We start from the raw sequence: 17729 nt of genomic DNA, 5'->3' as shown, positions 1-17729 counted from the left end.
CAGTCACCGACTTCGTCGAAACGAGGCTTCGTGAGTACGTGGATTCCCACGATCGAGGCGCCCTACGGCGCCGCTAGCACCACCGGAGGCCGCTGATGTCGGTCTTCGACGACCCGGGGCACTTCGGTCGGTTCTGGGCCGACACCTACGACCTGCCCGGCGGGCTGCCCGACCCGATGCCGGCTGTGGCGTTCCTCGCCGACCTGACCGGTGACGGCCGGGCGTTGGAACTCGCCATCGGCACCGGCCGGGTGGCCCTTCCGCTCGCCGCGCACGGCTGCGCCGTCGAGGGGGTGGAGGGGTCACCCGAGATGGTCGCGAAACTGCGCGACAAGCCGGGCGGCACGGACATCCCCGTGTCCATCGGCGACATGGCAGACGTACCCGGGGTCACCGGGCCGTACCGGCTGGTGTTCCTGGTCTTCAACACGCTGTTCAACCTGACCCGCGAGGAACGGCAGGCGGACTGCTTCCGCAACGTCGCGCGGGTGCTGGAACCGGGCGGGGCGTTCGTCATCGAGACGTACGTGCCCGACCAGGCGGACATCGACCGGGACGAGCAGGTACGGCCCTGGGAGGTGACCGAGAACTCGGCCGCCATCCGGTTGCACCGGTACGACCGCGAGGCGCAGACGTTCCTCCGGCAGACCGTCACCTTCGACGGCACCGGGGTACACCTGCACCCGTTCGCCATGCGGTACATGTGGCCAGAGCAGATCGACGAGATGGCGGCCCAGGCCGGCTTCCACCTCGCCGAACGGTACGCCGGCTGGGATCGCTCGGCGTTCGGGGCGGAGAGCACCTCGCACGTCTCCGTCTATCGGCTCGGCTGACGACCGGTGCGGGCACGGAACGGCCCGTCGTGTCGCTTCGTGCCCGCACCACCCACCAGCCCCAACGGGTACGTCGGGCCCGGAAGCTCGCCCCCTACGGCCCCTGTTGAGCTGAACCGTTCAGGGCATCACCCAGGCCGGCGGCTCGCCACCGGGTGGGCCGGTCGGTGATCCGTTCGCGCCATCAGCTCGAAAGCGCGCCCACACCTCTGTACCGACGCCACGGGCACCAGCACCGGCGCGGGGAGTGGCCTCGCCACGGGCTGGGATAATCGATCACATGCCGATCCGTACCGCCGTGTCAGCCGGACTACGCCGGGTCAGGGAGAACGGCCGGGGCCGCTGGCTGCGCCGTGCGGTGCTCGCCGGCACGGCCGGCGTGGTGCTGGTCACGACCGGAGCCTGGGCCAGCACCGGTTGGATCCGTTCCGGCGCCGACGGGCACACGTACACCGCCGAGGCGGTGCCCGAGGCCCCCGTCGCCCTGGTGCTGGGCACCCGGGTCCAGCCGGACGGCACCCCGTCGCCGTTCCTCAGCGCCCGGCTGGAGATCGCCCGCGAGCTGTACGCCACCGGCAAGGTGCGGGCGATCCTCGTCTCCGGCGACAACATGCACCACGAGTACAACGAGCCGCAGGCGATGCAACGCTGGCTCGTCGACCGGGGCGTACCCGCCGACAAGGTGGTGCTCGACCACGCCGGATTCGACACGTACGACTCCTGCGCCCGCGCCAAGCGGGTCTTCGGCGTGGAGCGCGCGACCGTGGTCACCCAGTCGTTCCACCTGGACCGGGCCGTCACGGTCTGCCGTCATCTCGGCGTCGACGCCAACGGTGTGGGCGACGTGACGATGCGGGAGCTGAACAGCCGGACCTGGCGGATCAGCTCGACCCGCGAGTACGGCGCGGGCCTGAAGGCGGCGGTGGACGTCCTCTCCGGCCGCGACCCGGTGCACCTGGGCGAGCGCGAGACCGCCCTCGACGACGCGCTGCGCGCCGGCTGACAACCTGCCGCACCGCTGCCTCAGGAGAAGTTCGTCGGGTAGGCCCGCCGCTTGGCGCCGCTCTGCGGGGCGGCGGTCGCCTGCCGCTGCACCGCCGGGATCTGGGCGGCCATCGGCGGCGGCGCGACCTTCGTCAACGGTCCAGGCACGGCCAGTTCCTCGACCACCTGGATCTGGCCCGGCGGGATCACCTCCAGGGTCTGGAAGTTGTTGCTGTCACCGCTCTTGTCCTGGCGCCACCGGTCGTTGCCGGCAATGCTGGCCTCCGGCACGTCGAAGCGCAGGACGAGACCGCCGCACTCCGCCACGTCCTGGAGGGCGGGCTCGTGCTCCTTCATACCCATGGCCCACTCGGTGTGCTGCCGCGCGTAGGAGAGCGCCACCTCGAAGCTGAGCGTGACGGTGTGCCAACCCTGGTCCTTGTACTCCGCGGCGACGATGTGCTTCTCCCACCGCTTGCAGCCGATACCACCACCGGCCTTGCCCGGATCGAGTCCCACGACCGAGATGCAGCCGGGCCCGGAGAAGAAGTTCTCGCGGTTGGTGCCCTGGTAGAACCGGAGCATCCCGGGAGGTACGGAAGCCGGTGCCGGATTCGCCAGCCGCCACAGGTGTTCCTGTCGCACGTTGAACGCCTGGAGCGCGACCGGGTCGGCCACATTCACGGGGAGCTGGTCGAGTCGGGCGGTCAGCCGGTAGAGGATCAGCTTGTCGGCGATGACGCCGAGCGCCGGACCGGCGTACTTGGCGGAGAGGACGATCATGTTGGCGGCCGGCAGGTAGTCGCTGCCGACCGGGGTGTCGAGAAGCCCGACGCAGAGCGGCGTGGGCTGGCCGGCGTTGAGTGACGCCACGGCGTCGGCGACGATCTGATCGGTCGCGGACAGCTGGACGAGTCGCGCGGTCAGCCCCGGGTGTGCGGGCGGGGGTCCCTGAAGGGTGCCTGGGGTCGGTTGCATACCCGCGACCCTAGGCCGGGTGATCACCCTCTGTCACAGCTCAATCGCGAAGCAGACTGACGGGCTGTCACGCTTCCCCAGCGTGGCAGTGTGGCTGTTCGACACGCCGGGTCCGGACCAGCTGCACTGCCACGATCCGGGCCGAGGTCAGACGTTGAAGCGGAACTCGACGACGTCGCCGTCCTGCATCACGTACTCCTTGCCCTCGATGCGGACCTTGCCCGCCGACTTCGCCGCTGCCATCGAACCGGCCGCGACCAGATCGGTGTAGGAGACCACTTCGGCCTTGATGAAGCCGCGCTGGAAGTCGGAGTGGATCACCCCCGCGGCCTCCGGCGCGGTCGCGCCGACCGCGACCGTCCAGGCCCGTGCCTCCTTGGGGCCGGCGGTGAGGTACGTCTGGAGGCCGAGCGTGCGGAAACCGACCCGCACCAACTGGTCCAGCCCCGGCTCGGACTGCCCGATCGACTCCAGCAGCTCGCGGGCCTCCTCCTCGGGAAGGTCCACCAGCTCCGACTCGATCTTGGCGTCCATGAAGACCGCCTCGGCAGGGGCGACCAGCGCCCGCAACTCGTCGAGGAACTCGGCGTTGTTCAGCTCGGCCTCGTCGACGTTGAAGACGTAGAGGAACGGCTTGGTGGTGAGCAGGTGCAGCTCCCGCAGGTGCTCCAGCTCGATCTTGGCTGCTGCCGCGCCCGCGTACAGGGTGGTGCCGCCGTCCAGCACCTCGACGGCCTGGCGGGCGGCGGTCACCGCGGCGGCCCGGTCCTTGCGGAGCTTGGCCTCCTTCTCCAACCGGGGCAGCGCCTTCTCCAGGGTCTGCAGGTCGGCGAGGATCAGCTCGGTGTTGATCGTCTCGATGTCGTCGGCCGGGGAGACCTTGCCGTCGACGTGCACCACGTTCGGGTCGGAGAAGGCCCGCACCACCTGGCAGATCGCGGAGGCGTCGCGGATGTTGGCGAGGAAGGCGTTGCCCCGCCCCTGCCCCTTGGAGGCGCCCCGCACCAGGCCGGCGATGTCGACGAACGACACCGGGGCGGGGAGCACCTTCTGCGAGCTGAAGATCTCGGCGAGCTTGGTCAGCCGCTCGTCCGGCAACCCGACCACGCCGACATTGGGCTCGATCGTCGCGAACGGGTAGTTCGCGGCGAGCACGTCGTTCTTGGTCAGCGCGTTGAACAGGGTGCTCTTGCCGACGTTGGGCAGGCCGACGATGCCGATGGTGAGACTCACGACGAGCCAGCTTACGCCGTGACCCGCCGAGCACGGTCAGCGGTGGTCAGCTTCGCCGGGTCTGCCGGGGCACCAGCGTGTCGATCCGCAGCGCACCCGGAGCCAACTCTGCCGCGGCGGCCAGCGGCAGCGTGAACCGGGCCGCTGCGGTCGGGTCGGCGCCGTGCGACTCGCCGAGCATCCAGTGCACCTCGTCGGCCGTCCAGCCCAGCGTCGGCCGGGTGGCGATCTCCCGGAGCAGCCGCAGCGCGGCCCGGGTGTCGTCGTCGTAGAAGCGCATGCACCAGTGGTGCACCCACATGCCCAGGGCCCGTACGCCATCGCGGTCCAGCGACCGCATCAGCCGCCCGCAGGCGGTGTCGCCGAAGGCGCGACCCGGGTCGTCGGCACGGTCCCGCTCGATGGCGCCGACCGCCGCCGGGGCGACCACGCGCATCCGCTCGTAGAAGCGTTGGAGGACGGCCTCGTCCAGCGGAGGGTGCCCCTGCCTCGACGCCGACGCCCGACCCGCCACGCTCGCCATCACCGCGCCCCTTCTTGAGTTGGTGGCCGCACGCTACCGACCACAACCGACACTTTCCCCGCCACCCCACCACCTTCCGCATCCCGTTGCGGGTGCCGATGTTAGGAAGGGACCCTTCCTATGCACGAGGCGTTAGCAGGGGACCCCTCCTTACGACCGGGTCCGAATTCCGCCAGCCGGAGTCGGCGGATGGGCGCATCATCGGTGACGTGGAGCTGGACTTCGAGCGGTGCTACCGGGCCGTCGACAGCCGTGACCAGCGGTTCGACGGCTGGTTCTACACCGGCGTGACGTCGACCGGGATCTACTGCCGGCCGTCCTGTCCGGCGGTGACCCCGAAGCGGCGCAACGTCCGGTTCTTCCCGTCCTCGGCGGCGGCCCAGCGGGCCGGTCTGCGGGCGTGCCGACGGTGCCGTCCGGACGCCTCCCCCGGCTCGCCGGAGTGGGACGCCCGCGCCGACGTGGTGGGTCGGGCGATGCGGCTGATCGCCGACGGCGTGGTCGACCGCGACGGCGTGCCGGGGCTGGCGGCCCGACTCGGGTACACCGAACGGCACCTGCACCGGATGCTCCGGGCGGAACTCGGCGCGGGGCCGCTCGCCCTGGCGCGGGCGCAGCGGGCACAGAGCGCCCGGACGTTGATCGAGACCACCGGGCTGGGCCTGGCCGAGATCGCCTTCGCCGCCGGGTTCGGCAGCGTACGGCAGTTCAACGACACCGTCCGCGACGTCTTCGGGGTACCCCCGTCCCAGCTGCGCAGCGCCCGGAAGCCCGCCACGGGCGGGGCGGGGACGGTCACCGTGCGGTTGGCGTACCGTCCACCGCTGCACGCCGCCGCGCTGCTCGACTTCCTCGCCCGGCGCACGCTGCCCGGGGTGGACGAGGTGCGCGACGGGACGTACCACCGGGGGTTGCGGCTGCCCCACGGCCCGGGCGAGGCCGTCCTGACCCCGGCTGACGGGTACGTGCTGGCCACGCTGCGCCTGACCGACCTGCGGGACCTGGCTCCGGCGGTGGCCCGGTGCCGGCACCTGTTCGACCTCGACGCGGACCCGGTCGCGGTGGACCAGACCCTCGGCGCCGATCCGGCGTTGGCCGAGGCGGTGGCCGCCGAGCCCGGCATCCGCGTCCCGCGTGCGGTGGACGGCTTCGAGACGGCCGTCCGTGCCATCGCCACGCAACAGGTCTCGCTGGCCTCGGCCCGCACCACCCTCACCCGTCTCCTCGCCGCCATCCCCGACGCGCCGCCCGCCGACGACAGGGTCAGCCCAGGCGACAGGGTCAGCCCCGCCGGCGCGGTCAGCCCGGGCGACCGGGCCGGCGCGGGTGACGGCGATCGCGGCACCGACCGCCTGCGGGACCGACCGGGGTGGTTGCGTGGGTTCCCCACGGCGGAGGAGGTCCTGCGGGTGCCGGACGCCGGGTTCCGGATGCCGGTGGGCCGCCGGGAGACGATCCGGCGGGTGGCGCGGGCGGTCGTCGACGGCGGGCTCGACCTGGCACCCGGCGGTGACCGGCAGGAGACCACGCGGCGACTGGCCGCCACGGCGGGCATCGGGCCGTGGACGACGGGTTACCTGGCGATGCGCGTACTCGGCGATCCGGACGCGTTCCTCCCCACCGACCTGGCGGTCCGCCGGGGCGCCGCCGCCCTCGGCCTGCCCGACGACCCGACGACCCTCGACGCGTACGCCGCGGCGTGGCGCCCCTGGCGCTCGTATGCGGTGATCCGGCTGTGGAGAGCAGCATGAACCCGATCTTGGAGAACAGTGTGAACCCCACCTCGCAGGACCCGACCAACTCGACCGTCGACTGGACCACCGTCGACACTCCCACCGGCCCGCTCACCGTCCTCGCCGGTCCGGACGGCGCGGTGCGGGCCGCCGGGTTCACCGCTGACCCGGCGGCCCTGTTGGCGCTGATCCACCCGCGCCTGCGTGGCACGCTTCGGCAGCGTCGGGAACTCGGCCCGGTCACCGACGCCGTCACCCGGTACCTCGACGGCGACCTGGCCGCCATCGACTCGGTGCCGGTCGAGCAGCACACCGACGGGGTGTTCCTGGCGCACGCCTGGCAGGTGCTGCGCGAGGTGAAGCCGGGCGAGCCGGTCACCTACACCGCGTACGCGGGGCTGGCCGGACGCCCCGCCGCGATCCGCGCCGCCGCGGCGGCCTGTGCCCGTAACGCCGCCGCCCTCTTCGTGCCGTGTCACCGGGTGCTGCGCACCGACGGCACGCTGGGCGGCTACCGCTGGGGGCTGCCGGTGAAGGTGTGGCTGCTCGTTCACGAGCAACGCCACTGATCCGGACGACAGGGCAAGACGACTGACAACAAGCCGACACCGGCGGACCGGCGTTTGCCGCTACCGTCGGGTAGTGGCTGCGGGGAGCGACGGCGGCCCGACCGACCGGGGCGAGGTCGGGCGACATCCGCTGGGTAACCTCTGGCGGCTGCGGCGCTACCTGCGTCCACACGCCACGGAGTTCGCCTGGCTGATGTTGGCCGGGCTCGCGGCCACCGGCGCGGGCATCGCCGTACCGCTGGTGGCGCAGCGGGTGGTCGACGGCCCGGTGGCCGCGCGGGAACTGCCCGGGCTGTTCCAGCTCGGTGCGCTCGCGTTGGCGCTCGGCCTGGCCGAGGCCCTGCTGATTTTCATCCGGCGCTGGGTGCAGTCGTCGTCCTCGATGGCGATGGAGGCGACCATCCGCGCCGATGTCTACGCCCACCTGCAACGGCTGCCGGCCAGCTTCCACGACCGGTGGCCGTCCGGGCAGTTGCTGTCCCGGATCACCAGCGACCTGTCGGTGCTGCGCCGGTTCCTCTCGTTCGGCCTGTTCTTCCTCGTCCTCAACCTGGTCACCTACCTGGTCGTGGTGGTGCTGCTGATCCGGCTGCACCCGGTCCTGGGCCTGCTGGTGGCGGCCAGCGCGGTGCCGTTGTTCCTGATCGCCCGACGCTTCGGCCGGCACTACCACACCGCGTCCCGGCGGATGCAGGACCAGCAGGGCGACGTCGCCACCCTGGTCGAGGAGACCGCGCAGGGCCTGCGCACGATGAAGGCGTACGGGCGGGGGCCGCAACTGGCGGCCCGGTTCGCGGCCGGCACCCGGGCGCTGCACGACACCGGCGTACGCAAGGGGCGGCTGCTGGCCCATACCTCCGCTCTGCTCGACCTGGTGCCCAACCTGACGCTCGGTGTGGTGCTGGTGGCCGGTGCGGCGGCGGTCGCCACCGGACGGCTCACCATCGGCCAGTTCGTCGCGTTCGTCAGCCTCCAACTCATGCTGATCTGGCCGGTGCAGTCACTCGGTTGGATCATCGCCAACGGTCAGGAGGCGGCCACCGCAGCCGACCGTATCCAGGAGGTGCTGGACACCGAACCGAGCATCGTGGACGCGCCCGGTGCGGTGGCCCTGTCCGGTCCGGCGGTACGCGGGCGGCTGCGCTTCGAGGCGGTGACCTTTCGCTACCCGGGCAGCACCGCCGCCGTGCTGCGCGGCATCGACCTGACCGTCGAACCGGGCGAGACGCTCGCCGTGGTCGGCGCCACCGGCAGCGGCAAGAGCACGCTGCTGTCGCTGGTGCCACGGCTGCACGACGTGACGGGCGGTCGGATCACCCTGGACGGGCACGACCTGCGCGACCTGCGGCTGGCCTCGCTGCGCGGGCTGGTCGGGATGGCCTTCGAGGAGCCGACGCTGTTCTCCATGTCGGTCTGGGAGAACCTCACCCTCTCTCGGCCCGACGCCGAGGAGGACGAGGTCCGGGCAGCGCTCACGCTGGCCCAGGCCGAGTTCGCGTACGACCTGCCGTGGGGTCTGCGGACCCGGCTCGGCGAGCAGGGGCTCTCCCTCTCCGGCGGCCAGCGGCAGCGGCTGGCGCTGGCTCGGGCGGTGCTCGTCCGGCCCGCCGTGCTCGTCCTCGACGATCCGCTCTCCGCGCTCGACGTACACACCGAGGCGCTCGTCGAGTCGGCGTTGAAGCGGGTGCTGCGCGACACCACCGCGCTGCTGGTGGTGCACCGACCGTCCACCATCGCCCTCGCCGGCCGGGTCGCACTGCTGGAGCAGGGCCGGATCACCGCGGTCGGTCCGCACGCCGAACTGCTGGCCACGGTGCCGGCGTACCGGGCGGTGCTCTCGGCCGAACCGGCCGTCCCGTCGGCTCCCCGCGCACCGGCCGACCCGGCACTCGACGGCGCGCCCCTGGTGCGCTCGTGACCGGCGCTGCCGGGCCCGATCCGGCCGTCTCCGCACCGGCGATCTCCGACCCGACCCAGTGGCGCGGCATCGCCCCCGACCCGCACGCCGACCGCAGCCTGGCCGAGGACGCCAGCCCGGAGGCGGTGGCCCGGCTGCGAGCCCGCAGCCGGGCGCTGCTGGCCGACGTGCTGCGCCCGCACCGCGCCCGGCTGGGCGCCGCGGTGGCGCTGCTGTTGACCCAGAACGCCGCCGCCATGTCCGGGCCGTACCTGGTGATGCTCGGCATCGACCGGGCCATCGACCCGCTGCGCGAGGGTCGGCCCGGCCCGCTGGTCGCCGTCGCCGTGGCGTTCGCCGCCGCGACCGGAATCGAGTACGCGGCCCGCCGCTCCTTCCGCACCCTCTCCGCCCGGATCGGCCAGGCCGTCCTGCTCGACCTGCGCCAGCGGGTGTACGCGCACTTCCTGCGCCTGCCGGTGGCGTTCCACGAGCGGTACACCTCTGGCCGGATGATCTCGCGGCTGACCAGCGACATCGACTCGATCGCCGAGTTGGTCGACGGGGGCGTGGAGAACCTGGTGATGGCGGCCCTGACGATCGTGTCGGTGGCCGGCATCCTGCTCTGGCTGGACCTGCCGCTGGCGTCGGTGACCCTGCTCGCCTTCCCGCTGCTGTTCTGGCTGTCCCGCTGGTTCGCCCGCGCATCGGCTGCCGCGTACCGCCGGACCCGGGAGGCGATGGCGCTGGTCATCGTGCACTTCGTGGAGTCGATGCGCGGAATCCGGGCGGTGCAGGCGTACCGCCGTGAGGCACGCAACCAGGACATCTTCGACTCGGTCAACGACGACTACCAGCACAGCAGCAGGCACGCCTTCCGCCTGATCGCCACGTACGCGCCGGGGATCAAGCTAATCGGCAACGTCACCGTGGCGGTGGTGCTCTGCTACGGCGGCGCACGCGTGCTGGGCGGCGAGACCGGTGTCGGTGTGCTCGCCGCCTTCCTCCTCTATCTGCGCCGGTTCTTCGAGCCGATGCAGGAGTTGAGCCAGTTCTACAACTCGTTGCAGTCGGCGACCGCCGCGCTGGAGAAGCTCGCCGGGGTGCTCGACGAGCGACCCGAGGTCGCCGAACCCGCGCGTCCGGTGCCGCTGCCGCACGGGCCGACCCGGGGCGCGGTCGAGTTCCGTGACGTCTCGTTCGGCTACCACACCGGCCGGGAGATCCTGACCGGCCTGGATCTCCGCATCCCCGCCGGGCAGACGGTGGCGCTGATCGGGCCGACCGGTGCCGGCAAGTCCACCGTCGCCAAGCTGCTCGCCCGGTTCCACGACCCGACCGGCGGCACGGTCAGCCTCGACGGCGTGGACCTGCGCCAGGTCGCGGACACCGACCTGCGCCGGACGATGGTGCTGGTCACCCAGGAGACCCACCTGTTCGGTGGCACGGTGGCGGAGAACATCCGGTTCGGACGGCCGGACGCCGACGACGACGCCGTCGAGGCCGCCGCGCGGGCGATCGGCGCGCACGACTTCATCACCGCGCTGCCCGACGGGTACGCCACCGAGGTGCACCGGCGCGGCGGGCGGCTCTCCGCCGGGCAGCGGCAGCTCGTCGCGTTCGCGCGGGCCTTCCTGGCCGATCCGGCGGTGCTGATCCTGGACGAGGCCACCTCGTCGCTGGACGTCCCGACCGAGCGCCTGGTGCAGCACGCGCTCGGCACCATCCTGCGGGACCGCACGGCGGTCGTGATCGCGCACCGACTCTCCACGGTGGAGACCGCCGACCGGGTCCTGGTCCTCGACGGCGGTCGGATCGTCGAGGACGGTCCCCCGGCCCGGTTGGTCGCCGAGGGCGGCCGGTACGCCGCGCTGCACCGCCAGTGGCGCGACTCTTTGCTGTAGATATTCCGGTGACCGCCCACCCGGTCACCCGGACTGGCGGGCACCGCAGGCGCCGCCGGACGACGCCAGGCGACTCCGCGCTGCCGATCGACCCGTCCGAAGACGCCCCGGCTCACATCCTTACATCCGTCAGCTTGTCTCGCCGGCGACCGAGAAGGAACGCAGGCGCTCGATGGCGAGCACGGTGAAGCCGACACTGACCAGCACCGTCATCACCGCCGCCACCGGCACGGAGACCGTCGTGTTGAGCAGTTCGGTCGGGGCGATCCGGTCGGCGATGGCGATCACGTAGTGCTGGATGGAGAGCACCCGCGTGCCGGTCACCACGTTGCTGAGCAGCCCTTCCCAGATCAGCACGTAGACCAGGCCGAGCAGCACCGGCCGCCGGGTGAGCAGGCTGCTCGCCACGAACAGCGCCGAGTAGGCCAGCGCTCCGACCGCCGAGGCGACGGCGAGCGCCAGACCGAGGCGGGCCGAGTCGGCCAGCAGCCCGGCGACGAAGAGCGGCACCGCCACGGTGACCGCGGTGGCACCGGCCGCCACCGCCAGTTTGGGCAGCACGATCTGCCAGCGCGGCAGCGGCGTGGTGAGCACGTGCACGACCGTGCCGTCGTCGATCTCGGCGCCGAGCACACCGGTGCCGACGATGAGCGCGATCACCGGCAGCACCACGGCCAGTCCGAGGCCGACCAACACCGGCGGCCCCCAGGCGGTGGGCGCCACCCCCAGGCCACGGGAGAGTACGGCCAGCACCACCAGCAGGACCGGCAGCGGCAGCAGCAACAGGAACCGGCGGCGACCGAACAGTCCGCGCGCGGTGATCCAGGAAACAGTGGACATCAGGCCTCCACCAGGTAGGAGAAGACGCTCTCCAGGGATTCGTCCTCGGGCACGAGCTGGCTGACCCGTACGCCCCGGGCCAGCGCCACCTTCGGCAGCGCCCGGGTGAACGAGCCGTAGTCGCCGGCCCGTACGGTCAGGCCGTCGCGGCCCAGCTCGACGCCGCTGACCGAGGGTTCGGCCATCAGCGCGACGGCCAACGCCCGGTCGTCGGTGGAGCGGATCGCGAAGACGTGCGGCCGGTTGGTCATCAGGCGGCGGATGGTGCGGAAGTCACCGGAGGCGGCGAGCCGGCCGGCGACCATCACCTGCACGGTGCCGGAGACCTGCTCGACCTCCTCCAGGATGTGCGAGCTGAACAGGATGGTGCGGCCCGCGTCGCCGAGCGAGTGCAGCAGCTCCATCATGTGCAGCCGCTGGCGCGGGTCCATGCCGTTGAACGGCTCGTCGAGGAGCAGCACCTGCGGCTCGTGCACCAGTGCCGCCGCCACCCGGGCCCGTTGCCGCATGCCCTTGGAGTACGTGCCGATCCGGCGGTCCTGCGCGCCTTCCAACTCGACCAGGGCGACGGCCCGGCGGGCCGCCTCCTGCGGGTCGGGCAGCTTGTGCATCTTGGCGGTGGCCAGCACGAACTCGTACGCGGTGAGGAACGAGTGCACCGCCTCCCGCTCGCTGACCAGTCCGAGCCGACGGTAGACCTCGGGGTTGCGCCAGGTGGGCCGCCCGTCCAGGGTGACCGCGCCACGCGACGGGGCGAGGAAGCCGGCCATCATGTGCAGCAGTGTGGTCTTGCCGGCCCCGTTCGGCCCGAGCAGGCCGGTCACCCCCGGGCCGAGGGACATGCTGACGTCGTTGACCGCGACCACGTTGCCGTACCAGCGGGAGACCCCGGCGAGGTGGAGGCTGCTGGTGGTGGCCGTCGGCGCGGCGGCGGAGGAGGTCGTGGTCATCGTGCGGCCACCTTCCGGTAGCGGGCCAGCAGCAGGGCGACGCAGCCGGCCACGAGCGCGACGGCGGCCAGGAGGTACAACGGGCCGAACGGGCCGAGATCGGGCACGAAGGCGTCCGGGTCGGTGATCAGCAGGTCGCGCAGCGTCCAGACGCCGACGCCCTGCACCAGCGTGGACGGCGAGGCGAGACCGGAGAGTTGGTTGGCCGCCTGGGAGGGCAGGATCGACAGGGTGCCGACGATCGGCGTGGTCATCAGGAAGACCGCGACGATGCCACCGGCGGCGAAGGCCCGCTTGCCGGTCAGCGAGGCGACCAGCAGGCCGATCGAGGCGAAGACCGCCCCCCAGAGCCCGGCGTAGAGCAGCCCGCCGGTCAGGTCCACGAACTCGTCCCAGACCTCGCCGACGCCGTCCACGGTGAACGCGGCACCGAGGAACATGAACATCTGCGGCGCGCCGAGCAGCAGCCAGAGCGAGGTGACCAGGGCGAGCAGCTTGGCCAGCGGGTAGTCGGCGCGGGGCAGCGGCCGGGAGAAGTACAGCGGCAGCACACCGCTGCGCAGGTCCCGGGAGACCAGCTCGGGCGCGGCCACCGCGACGAAGAACAGGACCAGCCAGCTCATGTTGTCGGCGAACTGCGCGTACGTCATGACGACCTCGCCGAACTGGACACGCATCGCGGTGGCGGCGACGGCCACCATGAGCACGATGCCGACCACCAGCCAGGGGAAGATCTTCGCCTTGGCGCTGCGACCCAACCCGAAGGCGGTCCGTACGCCGTGCAGGTAGAGCGATCCGAAGACGTACCGGCGGCCGAGCCGTGGGCCGGTGTACCGCTGGTAGCCGATGTCGTGGATGACGCCGGTCGGCTCAGGCATGGCGGCTCTCCCTCCGGGAGAAGAGTTCGGCGACCCGGTGCCGGCGCTGGTCCAACCGGTGCAGCGGCAGGTCCAGCTCGGCCACCGCACCGAGGATCAGGTCGTAGGTGCCGTCGTCGGCGAGCGGAACCAGGAGCAGCTGCCCCTCCCGGCTCACCGGCAGGTCGAGCGCGGCCAGCCGGGTGGCCAGTGCGTCGGTGCCCTCGCTGACCTCGACGGCAAGCACGTCGGTGGCCGAGGTCATCGCGGCGATGTGATCGGCGCGCAGCAGCCGCCCACCGTCGATCGCGACCAGCGTGTCGCAGATCCGTTCGACCTCGCCGAGCAGGTGCGAGCAGACCAGCACGGAGATGCCGAACTCGGTGCCGATCCGGCGCACCAGGGCCAGCATCGCGTCCCGGCCGGCCGGGTCGAGTCCGTTGGTGGGCTCGTCGAGCAGCAGCAGGTCGGGGTCGTGCACCAGCGCCTGCGCCAGCTTGACCCGCTGCTTCATGCCGGTGGAGTAGCCGCCCACCGGGCGGTGGCGTTCCTCGTGCAGCCCGACGTGGCGCAGCGCCTCGGAGGCACGTTCCCGCGCGACCGTACGCGGCAGGCCGCTGATCCGCCCGAGATGGGTGACCAGCTCGGCGCCGGACAGGTCGGGCGGCAGGCAGTCGTGCTCCGGCATGTAGCCGACCCGGGCGCGTACCGCGGCGGGGTCGGTGGTGGGGTCGAGGCCGAGTACGCGTACCCGGCCACTGGTCGGGGCGAGCAGGCCGAGCAGGAGCTTGATCAGCGTCGACTTGCCGGCGCCGTTGGCGCCGACCAGCCCGACGATTCCCGGCTCCACCGCTACCGTCAGTTCCGACAGTGCGGTGACCCCGCCGCCGTAGACCTTCGTCAACGACTCGGTTGCGATCAGTGTCACGCCGACAGCCTAGAGAAGGTCGGCAATACGATCAGCCCCGAAAGCACCCATGTTTCCCCTGATCCTGCCCGGGTAGCGCCCTTAGGGTGGGCTGCGCCGACCTCGGGCTCCGGCGCGTCGAGTCCGGTTTGGCCGATTTCTGTGGCTGCCCCCCACGGCCGGAGCGTCTGGTACACACTGGAACCCGCCAGTGATCGGCAGTTGACAGTGAGTGACGGGAGATCCATGACGGTTGACCAGCTCAAGGTGAGCGTGGTGGCACCGGTGCACAACGCGGGCGAGCACCTTGAGCCCCTCGTCGACTCCCTGCTGCGGCAGTCGATGCCGGCGACGGAGTTCGAGGTGATCTTCGTCGACGACGGCTCGACCGACGACACTCCGGCCCGACTCGACGCGCTGGCCGCCGCCCACCCGCACATCCAGGTGCTGCACATCGAGAACTCCGGCTGGCCGTCGCGCCCCCGCAACCTCGGGACGGCCCGGGCGCGCGGCGAGTACGTCCAGTTCGCCGACGACGACGACTGGTTCGCCGACGAGGCCCTGGACCGGCTGTACGCGTACGCCGTCGAGCACGACGCGGACATTGCGATCGGCAAGGTGACCGGTCACGGTCGGTCGGTGCCCCGGGAGCTGTTCCGGGTCAACCGCCCCCACGCCACGCTGGAGAACGCGCCCCTGATCGACAGCCTCACCTGCCACAAGATGTTCCGCCGGGCCTTCCTGCTGGAACACGACCTGCGGTTTCCGGACGCCGACCGGAAGCGCCTGGAGGACCACCACATGGTCACCCGGGCCTATCTGCTCGCCCGCCGCGTCAGTGTGCTGTCCGACTACACCTGCTACCACCACGTCCGGCGGTCGGACGGCGGCAACCTGACCGCCGCCCGGCTGGACCCGGCCGACTACTACGGCAGCCTGCGCGAGGTGCTCGACATCATCGACGCGCACACCGAGCCGGGTGCGCTCCGCGACAAGCTGCACCGACGGTGGCTGCGCAACGAGATGGTCAGCCGGTTGCGCGGCGCCCGGCTGCGGGACGCCCCACCCGACTGGGCCGACCAGGTCGTGGGCGAGGTCCAGAAGACCATCCGGGAACGATTCGCCCCTGGTGTCACCGCTGGGCTTCCGTCGTTGCAGCGGACCATCGCCGGGCTCGCCGCGCAGGGCCGCGCCGAGGATCTGCGCCGCCTCGCCGAGTGGGAGGCCGGCATCCGCGCCCGGGTCAAACTGACGGAGTACGAGGTGTCCGGGTCCACGCTGACCGTCACCTTCACCGGTCAGCTCCGCGTCGGCGACCAGCCCGTCACGTACGCCGGATCGGATGGGCGTCACCTGCTCGTCGTGCCGGTGGCGGAGGTGCCCGCCGAGTTGCTCGACTGCACCGAGGAACTGAGCCGGGGCAAGCTGGACCTGATCGCCCAGCGCGTCCAGGTCGGCGACGAGTTCTTCCTCCCGGTGCGGTTCGAGGTGAAACGAGTGACGGAGCCCTCGGGCGAGCTCCGGCTGGTCTACCACGGCACTGCGGCGATCGACTTCCACACGCTCGACGACGGCCGCACCCAGGGCGACTGGGTGCTGAAGGCGCGGGTCACCGGCTCCGGCTGGGCCAAGAACGCCAAGTTGCCCCTGGCCGTCTCCTGCGCCGTGGACGGGGGCGACCCGCTGGTGGTCGACAAGCGCAAGAAGGCGGTCCCGCGTCCGGCGGAGAAGACTGGCCTGTGGCTGCGGATTCGACAGGCCGTCCGGCGCGGGGTGGCCGGACGCGGGACCGTCGGAGTCTCGTGACACGGTGACAGTCGTGAGCCGCACGCCGGGCGGCGGGGCGGTGGGAGGAATGGTGCTCTCGACCGATCGGCGGGCGGCTGCGAAACTGTGTGCCGGTCGCCGGAGTTGGGGGTCTGATGAGCAACGGGTGGGTGCTGCCCGACGAGGTGCTGCGGAACGCACCGGCGTACACGCCGCGTCCCGGCGAGCTCGCGGATCTGGAGCTGTTGCTCACCGGTGCGTACGCACCGCTGACCGGCTTCATGACCCGGGCCGACCTGGTCTCCGTCAGCCGCCGTGGTCGGCTCGTCGACGGCGCCCCGTGGCCGGTCGCGGTGACCCTCCAGGTGCCCACGGCGCTGGCGCAGGGGCTCGACCTGAACGACCCGGACCGCCGCACGCTCGTGCTCACCGACGGCGAGGGTGCGCCCGCGGCGGCGCTGGAGGTGGCCGACGCCTGGCAGGTGCGCGACGAGGTGGCCGGGATCGGTGGCGGAGTCCGCCGGCTCGGCGACGGCGGACACGGCCCGTTCCAGCGGCTGCGTCGCCCGCCGGAGGAGATCCGTGCCATGCTGCCGCCCGGCCGGGTGCTCGGCGTGGTCGCCGACCGGCCGCTGCACCGGCCGCAACTGGCCCAGATCGCGCACGCCGTGCGTACCCTCAGCGCCCACCTGCTGATCATGATCCCGGTGAGCGAGGACGGCACCGGGGGCCTGCCGCCGGAGGCGCTGGTACGCGGCGTCTTCGCCGCCCGCGACCGGATGCCGCCAGCCACCCTGGTCGCGGTGCCGTTCTCCCGGCGCCGGGACGAGATCAGCGACGCCCTGTTGCGGGCCCGGGTGTCCGCCGCGTACGGGGTCACCCACCTGCTCTCCACCGGTGAGATGCTCTCCGGCGCCGGTCTGCGGGTGCTGGTGCCGCGCGAACTCGCGTACGACAACCGTGACGGTCAGTGGCGCTGGCGCGAGGACATCCCGCCGCGCAATCGACGGTTGGCGCTTTCCCAGTCCGAGGTCGACGACCTACTGGACCGGGGTTTCCCGCTGCCCGAGTGGCACACACCGCCCGCGGTGGCGAAGGAGTTGACCCGGGCCCGGCCGCCCCGGCGGCACCGGGGGCTGGTGGTCTTGCTCACCGGTCTTTCCGGCTCGGGCAAGTCGACGGTCGCCCGTGGTCTCGCCGACACCCTGCGCGAGCAGGGCGAGCGTACGGTAACCCTGCTCGACGGCGACGTGGTGCGCCGCGAGTTGACCGCCGGGCTGGGCTTCAGCAAGGCCGACCGGGACACCAACGTGCGCCGGATCGGTTGGGTGGCCGCCGAGATCGCCCGGCACCGGGGGATCGCCATCTGCTGCCCGATCGCCCCGTACGCCCAGGCTCGGGCGATCGCCCGGGAGATGGCCGTGGCGGCGGGCGCGGGTTTCGTCCTGGTGCACGTGGCCACGCCGCTGGAGGTGTGCGAGCAGCGTGACCGCAAGGGCCTGTACGCGCGGGCGCGGGCCGGTCTGCTCACCGGCATGACCGGCATCGACGACCCGTACGAGGAGCCGACCGACGCCGACCTGGTGCTCGACACCACGGATCTCGCGGTGGACGACGCGGTGCACGCGGTCCTGCACCAGCTCACCGAGACCGGGTGGGTCGAGCCGCCGCGGTCCGCGCTCTGACCCGAGGGATCGTCTCTTCCGGGAGCTTGCCGACCCGCGCTATGTTTGCTCATGTTCGAAGATGTTCGT

The 17729-nt window shown here is 72.1% G+C and carries 15 protein-coding genes; 8 read left to right on the top strand and 7 right to left on the bottom strand.

What is annotated here, in order from left to right; genetic code table 11:
- Nucleotides 1-95: 95 nt before the first annotated feature.
- On the top strand, nt 96-833 hold the full coding sequence (locus ID554_RS19830; RefSeq protein ID WP_117226122.1) for a class I SAM-dependent DNA methyltransferase: 738 nt from the start codon (nt 96-98) through the stop codon (nt 831-833).
- 280 nt (nt 834-1113) lie between these two features.
- On the top strand, nt 1114-1836 hold the full coding sequence (locus ID554_RS19825; protein ID WP_117226123.1) for a SanA/YdcF family protein: 723 nt from the start codon (nt 1114-1116) through the stop codon (nt 1834-1836).
- 20 nt (nt 1837-1856) lie between these two features.
- Here the strand turns inward: ID554_RS19825 and ID554_RS19820 are convergent, their stop codons facing one another.
- From ID554_RS19820 to ID554_RS19810, 3 genes are all read right to left on the bottom strand, one after another.
- Complete coding sequence (locus ID554_RS19820) at nt 1857-2795, bottom strand: hypothetical protein (RefSeq protein WP_117226124.1); 939 nt, start codon at nt 2793-2795, stop codon at nt 1857-1859.
- Nucleotides 2796-2942: 147 nt separating this feature from the next.
- On the bottom strand, nt 2943-4028 hold the full coding sequence (ychF, locus tag ID554_RS19815; protein ID WP_117226125.1) for a redox-regulated ATPase YchF: 1086 nt from the start codon (nt 4026-4028) through the stop codon (nt 2943-2945).
- Between the two features lie 46 nt (nt 4029-4074).
- Nucleotides 4075-4551 carry a hypothetical protein gene (locus ID554_RS19810; protein WP_117226448.1) on the bottom strand — a complete coding sequence of 159 codons (477 nt, stop codon included), beginning with the start codon at nt 4549-4551 and terminating at the stop codon, nt 4075-4077.
- A 209-nt stretch (nt 4552-4760) separates the two neighbouring features.
- On the opposite strand from ID554_RS19810, the gene ID554_RS19805 reads away from it, so the two are divergent.
- The 4 genes from ID554_RS19805 to ID554_RS19790 all read left to right on the top strand — a co-directional run bounded on the left by ID554_RS19805 (nt 4761) and on the right by ID554_RS19790 (nt 10654).
- Entirely contained in the window at nt 4761-6302 is a 1542-nt protein-coding gene (locus ID554_RS19805) for a DNA-3-methyladenine glycosylase 2 family protein (protein ID WP_117226126.1), read from the top strand.
- On the top strand, nt 6299-6853 hold the full coding sequence (locus ID554_RS19800; protein ID WP_117226127.1) for a methylated-DNA--[protein]-cysteine S-methyltransferase: 555 nt from the start codon (nt 6299-6301) through the stop codon (nt 6851-6853). The genes ID554_RS19805 and ID554_RS19800 overlap by 4 nt, the downstream gene beginning before the upstream one ends.
- 73 nt (nt 6854-6926) lie before the next feature.
- Entirely contained in the window at nt 6927-8771 is a 1845-nt protein-coding gene (locus tag ID554_RS19795) for an ABC transporter ATP-binding protein (protein WP_117226128.1), read from the top strand.
- Entirely contained in the window at nt 8768-10654 is a 1887-nt protein-coding gene (locus ID554_RS19790) for an ABC transporter ATP-binding protein (RefSeq protein WP_396888388.1), read from the top strand. Before ID554_RS19795 ends, ID554_RS19790 begins: the two co-directional genes overlap by 4 nt.
- Nucleotides 10655-10783: 129 nt before the next feature.
- Here the strand turns inward: ID554_RS19790 and ID554_RS19785 are convergent, their stop codons facing one another.
- Genes ID554_RS19785 through ID554_RS19770 form a run of 4 tightly spaced genes read right to left on the bottom strand, consistent with a single transcriptional unit; the run spans nt 10784 to nt 14229 of the window.
- Entirely contained in the window at nt 10784-11494 is a 711-nt protein-coding gene (locus ID554_RS19785) for an ABC transporter permease subunit (RefSeq protein WP_117226129.1), read from the bottom strand.
- Nucleotides 11494-12444: an ABC transporter ATP-binding protein gene (locus ID554_RS19780; RefSeq protein WP_117226130.1), complete on the bottom strand. Its 951-nt coding sequence runs from the start codon at nt 12442-12444 to the stop codon at nt 11494-11496. Before ID554_RS19780 ends, ID554_RS19785 begins: the two co-directional genes overlap by 1 nt.
- Nucleotides 12441-13322, bottom strand: a complete 882-nt coding sequence (locus ID554_RS19775) for an ABC transporter permease (RefSeq protein WP_117226131.1) — start codon at nt 13320-13322, stop codon at nt 12441-12443. Before ID554_RS19775 ends, ID554_RS19780 begins: the two co-directional genes overlap by 4 nt.
- Nucleotides 13315-14229, bottom strand: coding sequence for an ABC transporter ATP-binding protein (locus tag ID554_RS19770; protein ID WP_117226132.1), 915 nt, complete (start codon nt 14227-14229; stop codon nt 13315-13317). Before ID554_RS19770 ends, ID554_RS19775 begins: the two co-directional genes overlap by 8 nt.
- 225 nt (nt 14230-14454) lie before the next feature.
- On the opposite strand from ID554_RS19770, the gene ID554_RS19765 reads away from it, so the two are divergent.
- Together ID554_RS19765 and cysC are read left to right on the top strand one after the other, a co-directional pair.
- On the top strand, nt 14455-16014 hold the full coding sequence (locus ID554_RS19765; protein ID WP_117226133.1) for a glycosyltransferase family 2 protein: 1560 nt from the start codon (nt 14455-14457) through the stop codon (nt 16012-16014).
- A 116-nt stretch (nt 16015-16130) separates the two neighbouring features.
- On the top strand, nt 16131-17660 hold the full coding sequence (gene cysC / locus ID554_RS19760) for an adenylyl-sulfate kinase (protein ID WP_117226134.1): 1530 nt from the start codon (nt 16131-16133) through the stop codon (nt 17658-17660).
- Nucleotides 17661-17729 lie beyond the last annotated feature (69 nt).

It is taken from the genome of Micromonospora craniellae (assembly GCF_014764405.1).
Lineage (GTDB): Bacteria > Actinomycetota > Actinomycetes > Mycobacteriales > Micromonosporaceae > Micromonospora > Micromonospora craniellae.
The sequence above is the reverse complement of the archived record's forward strand: the minus strand, read 5'-3'. Positions and strand labels throughout refer to the sequence as shown.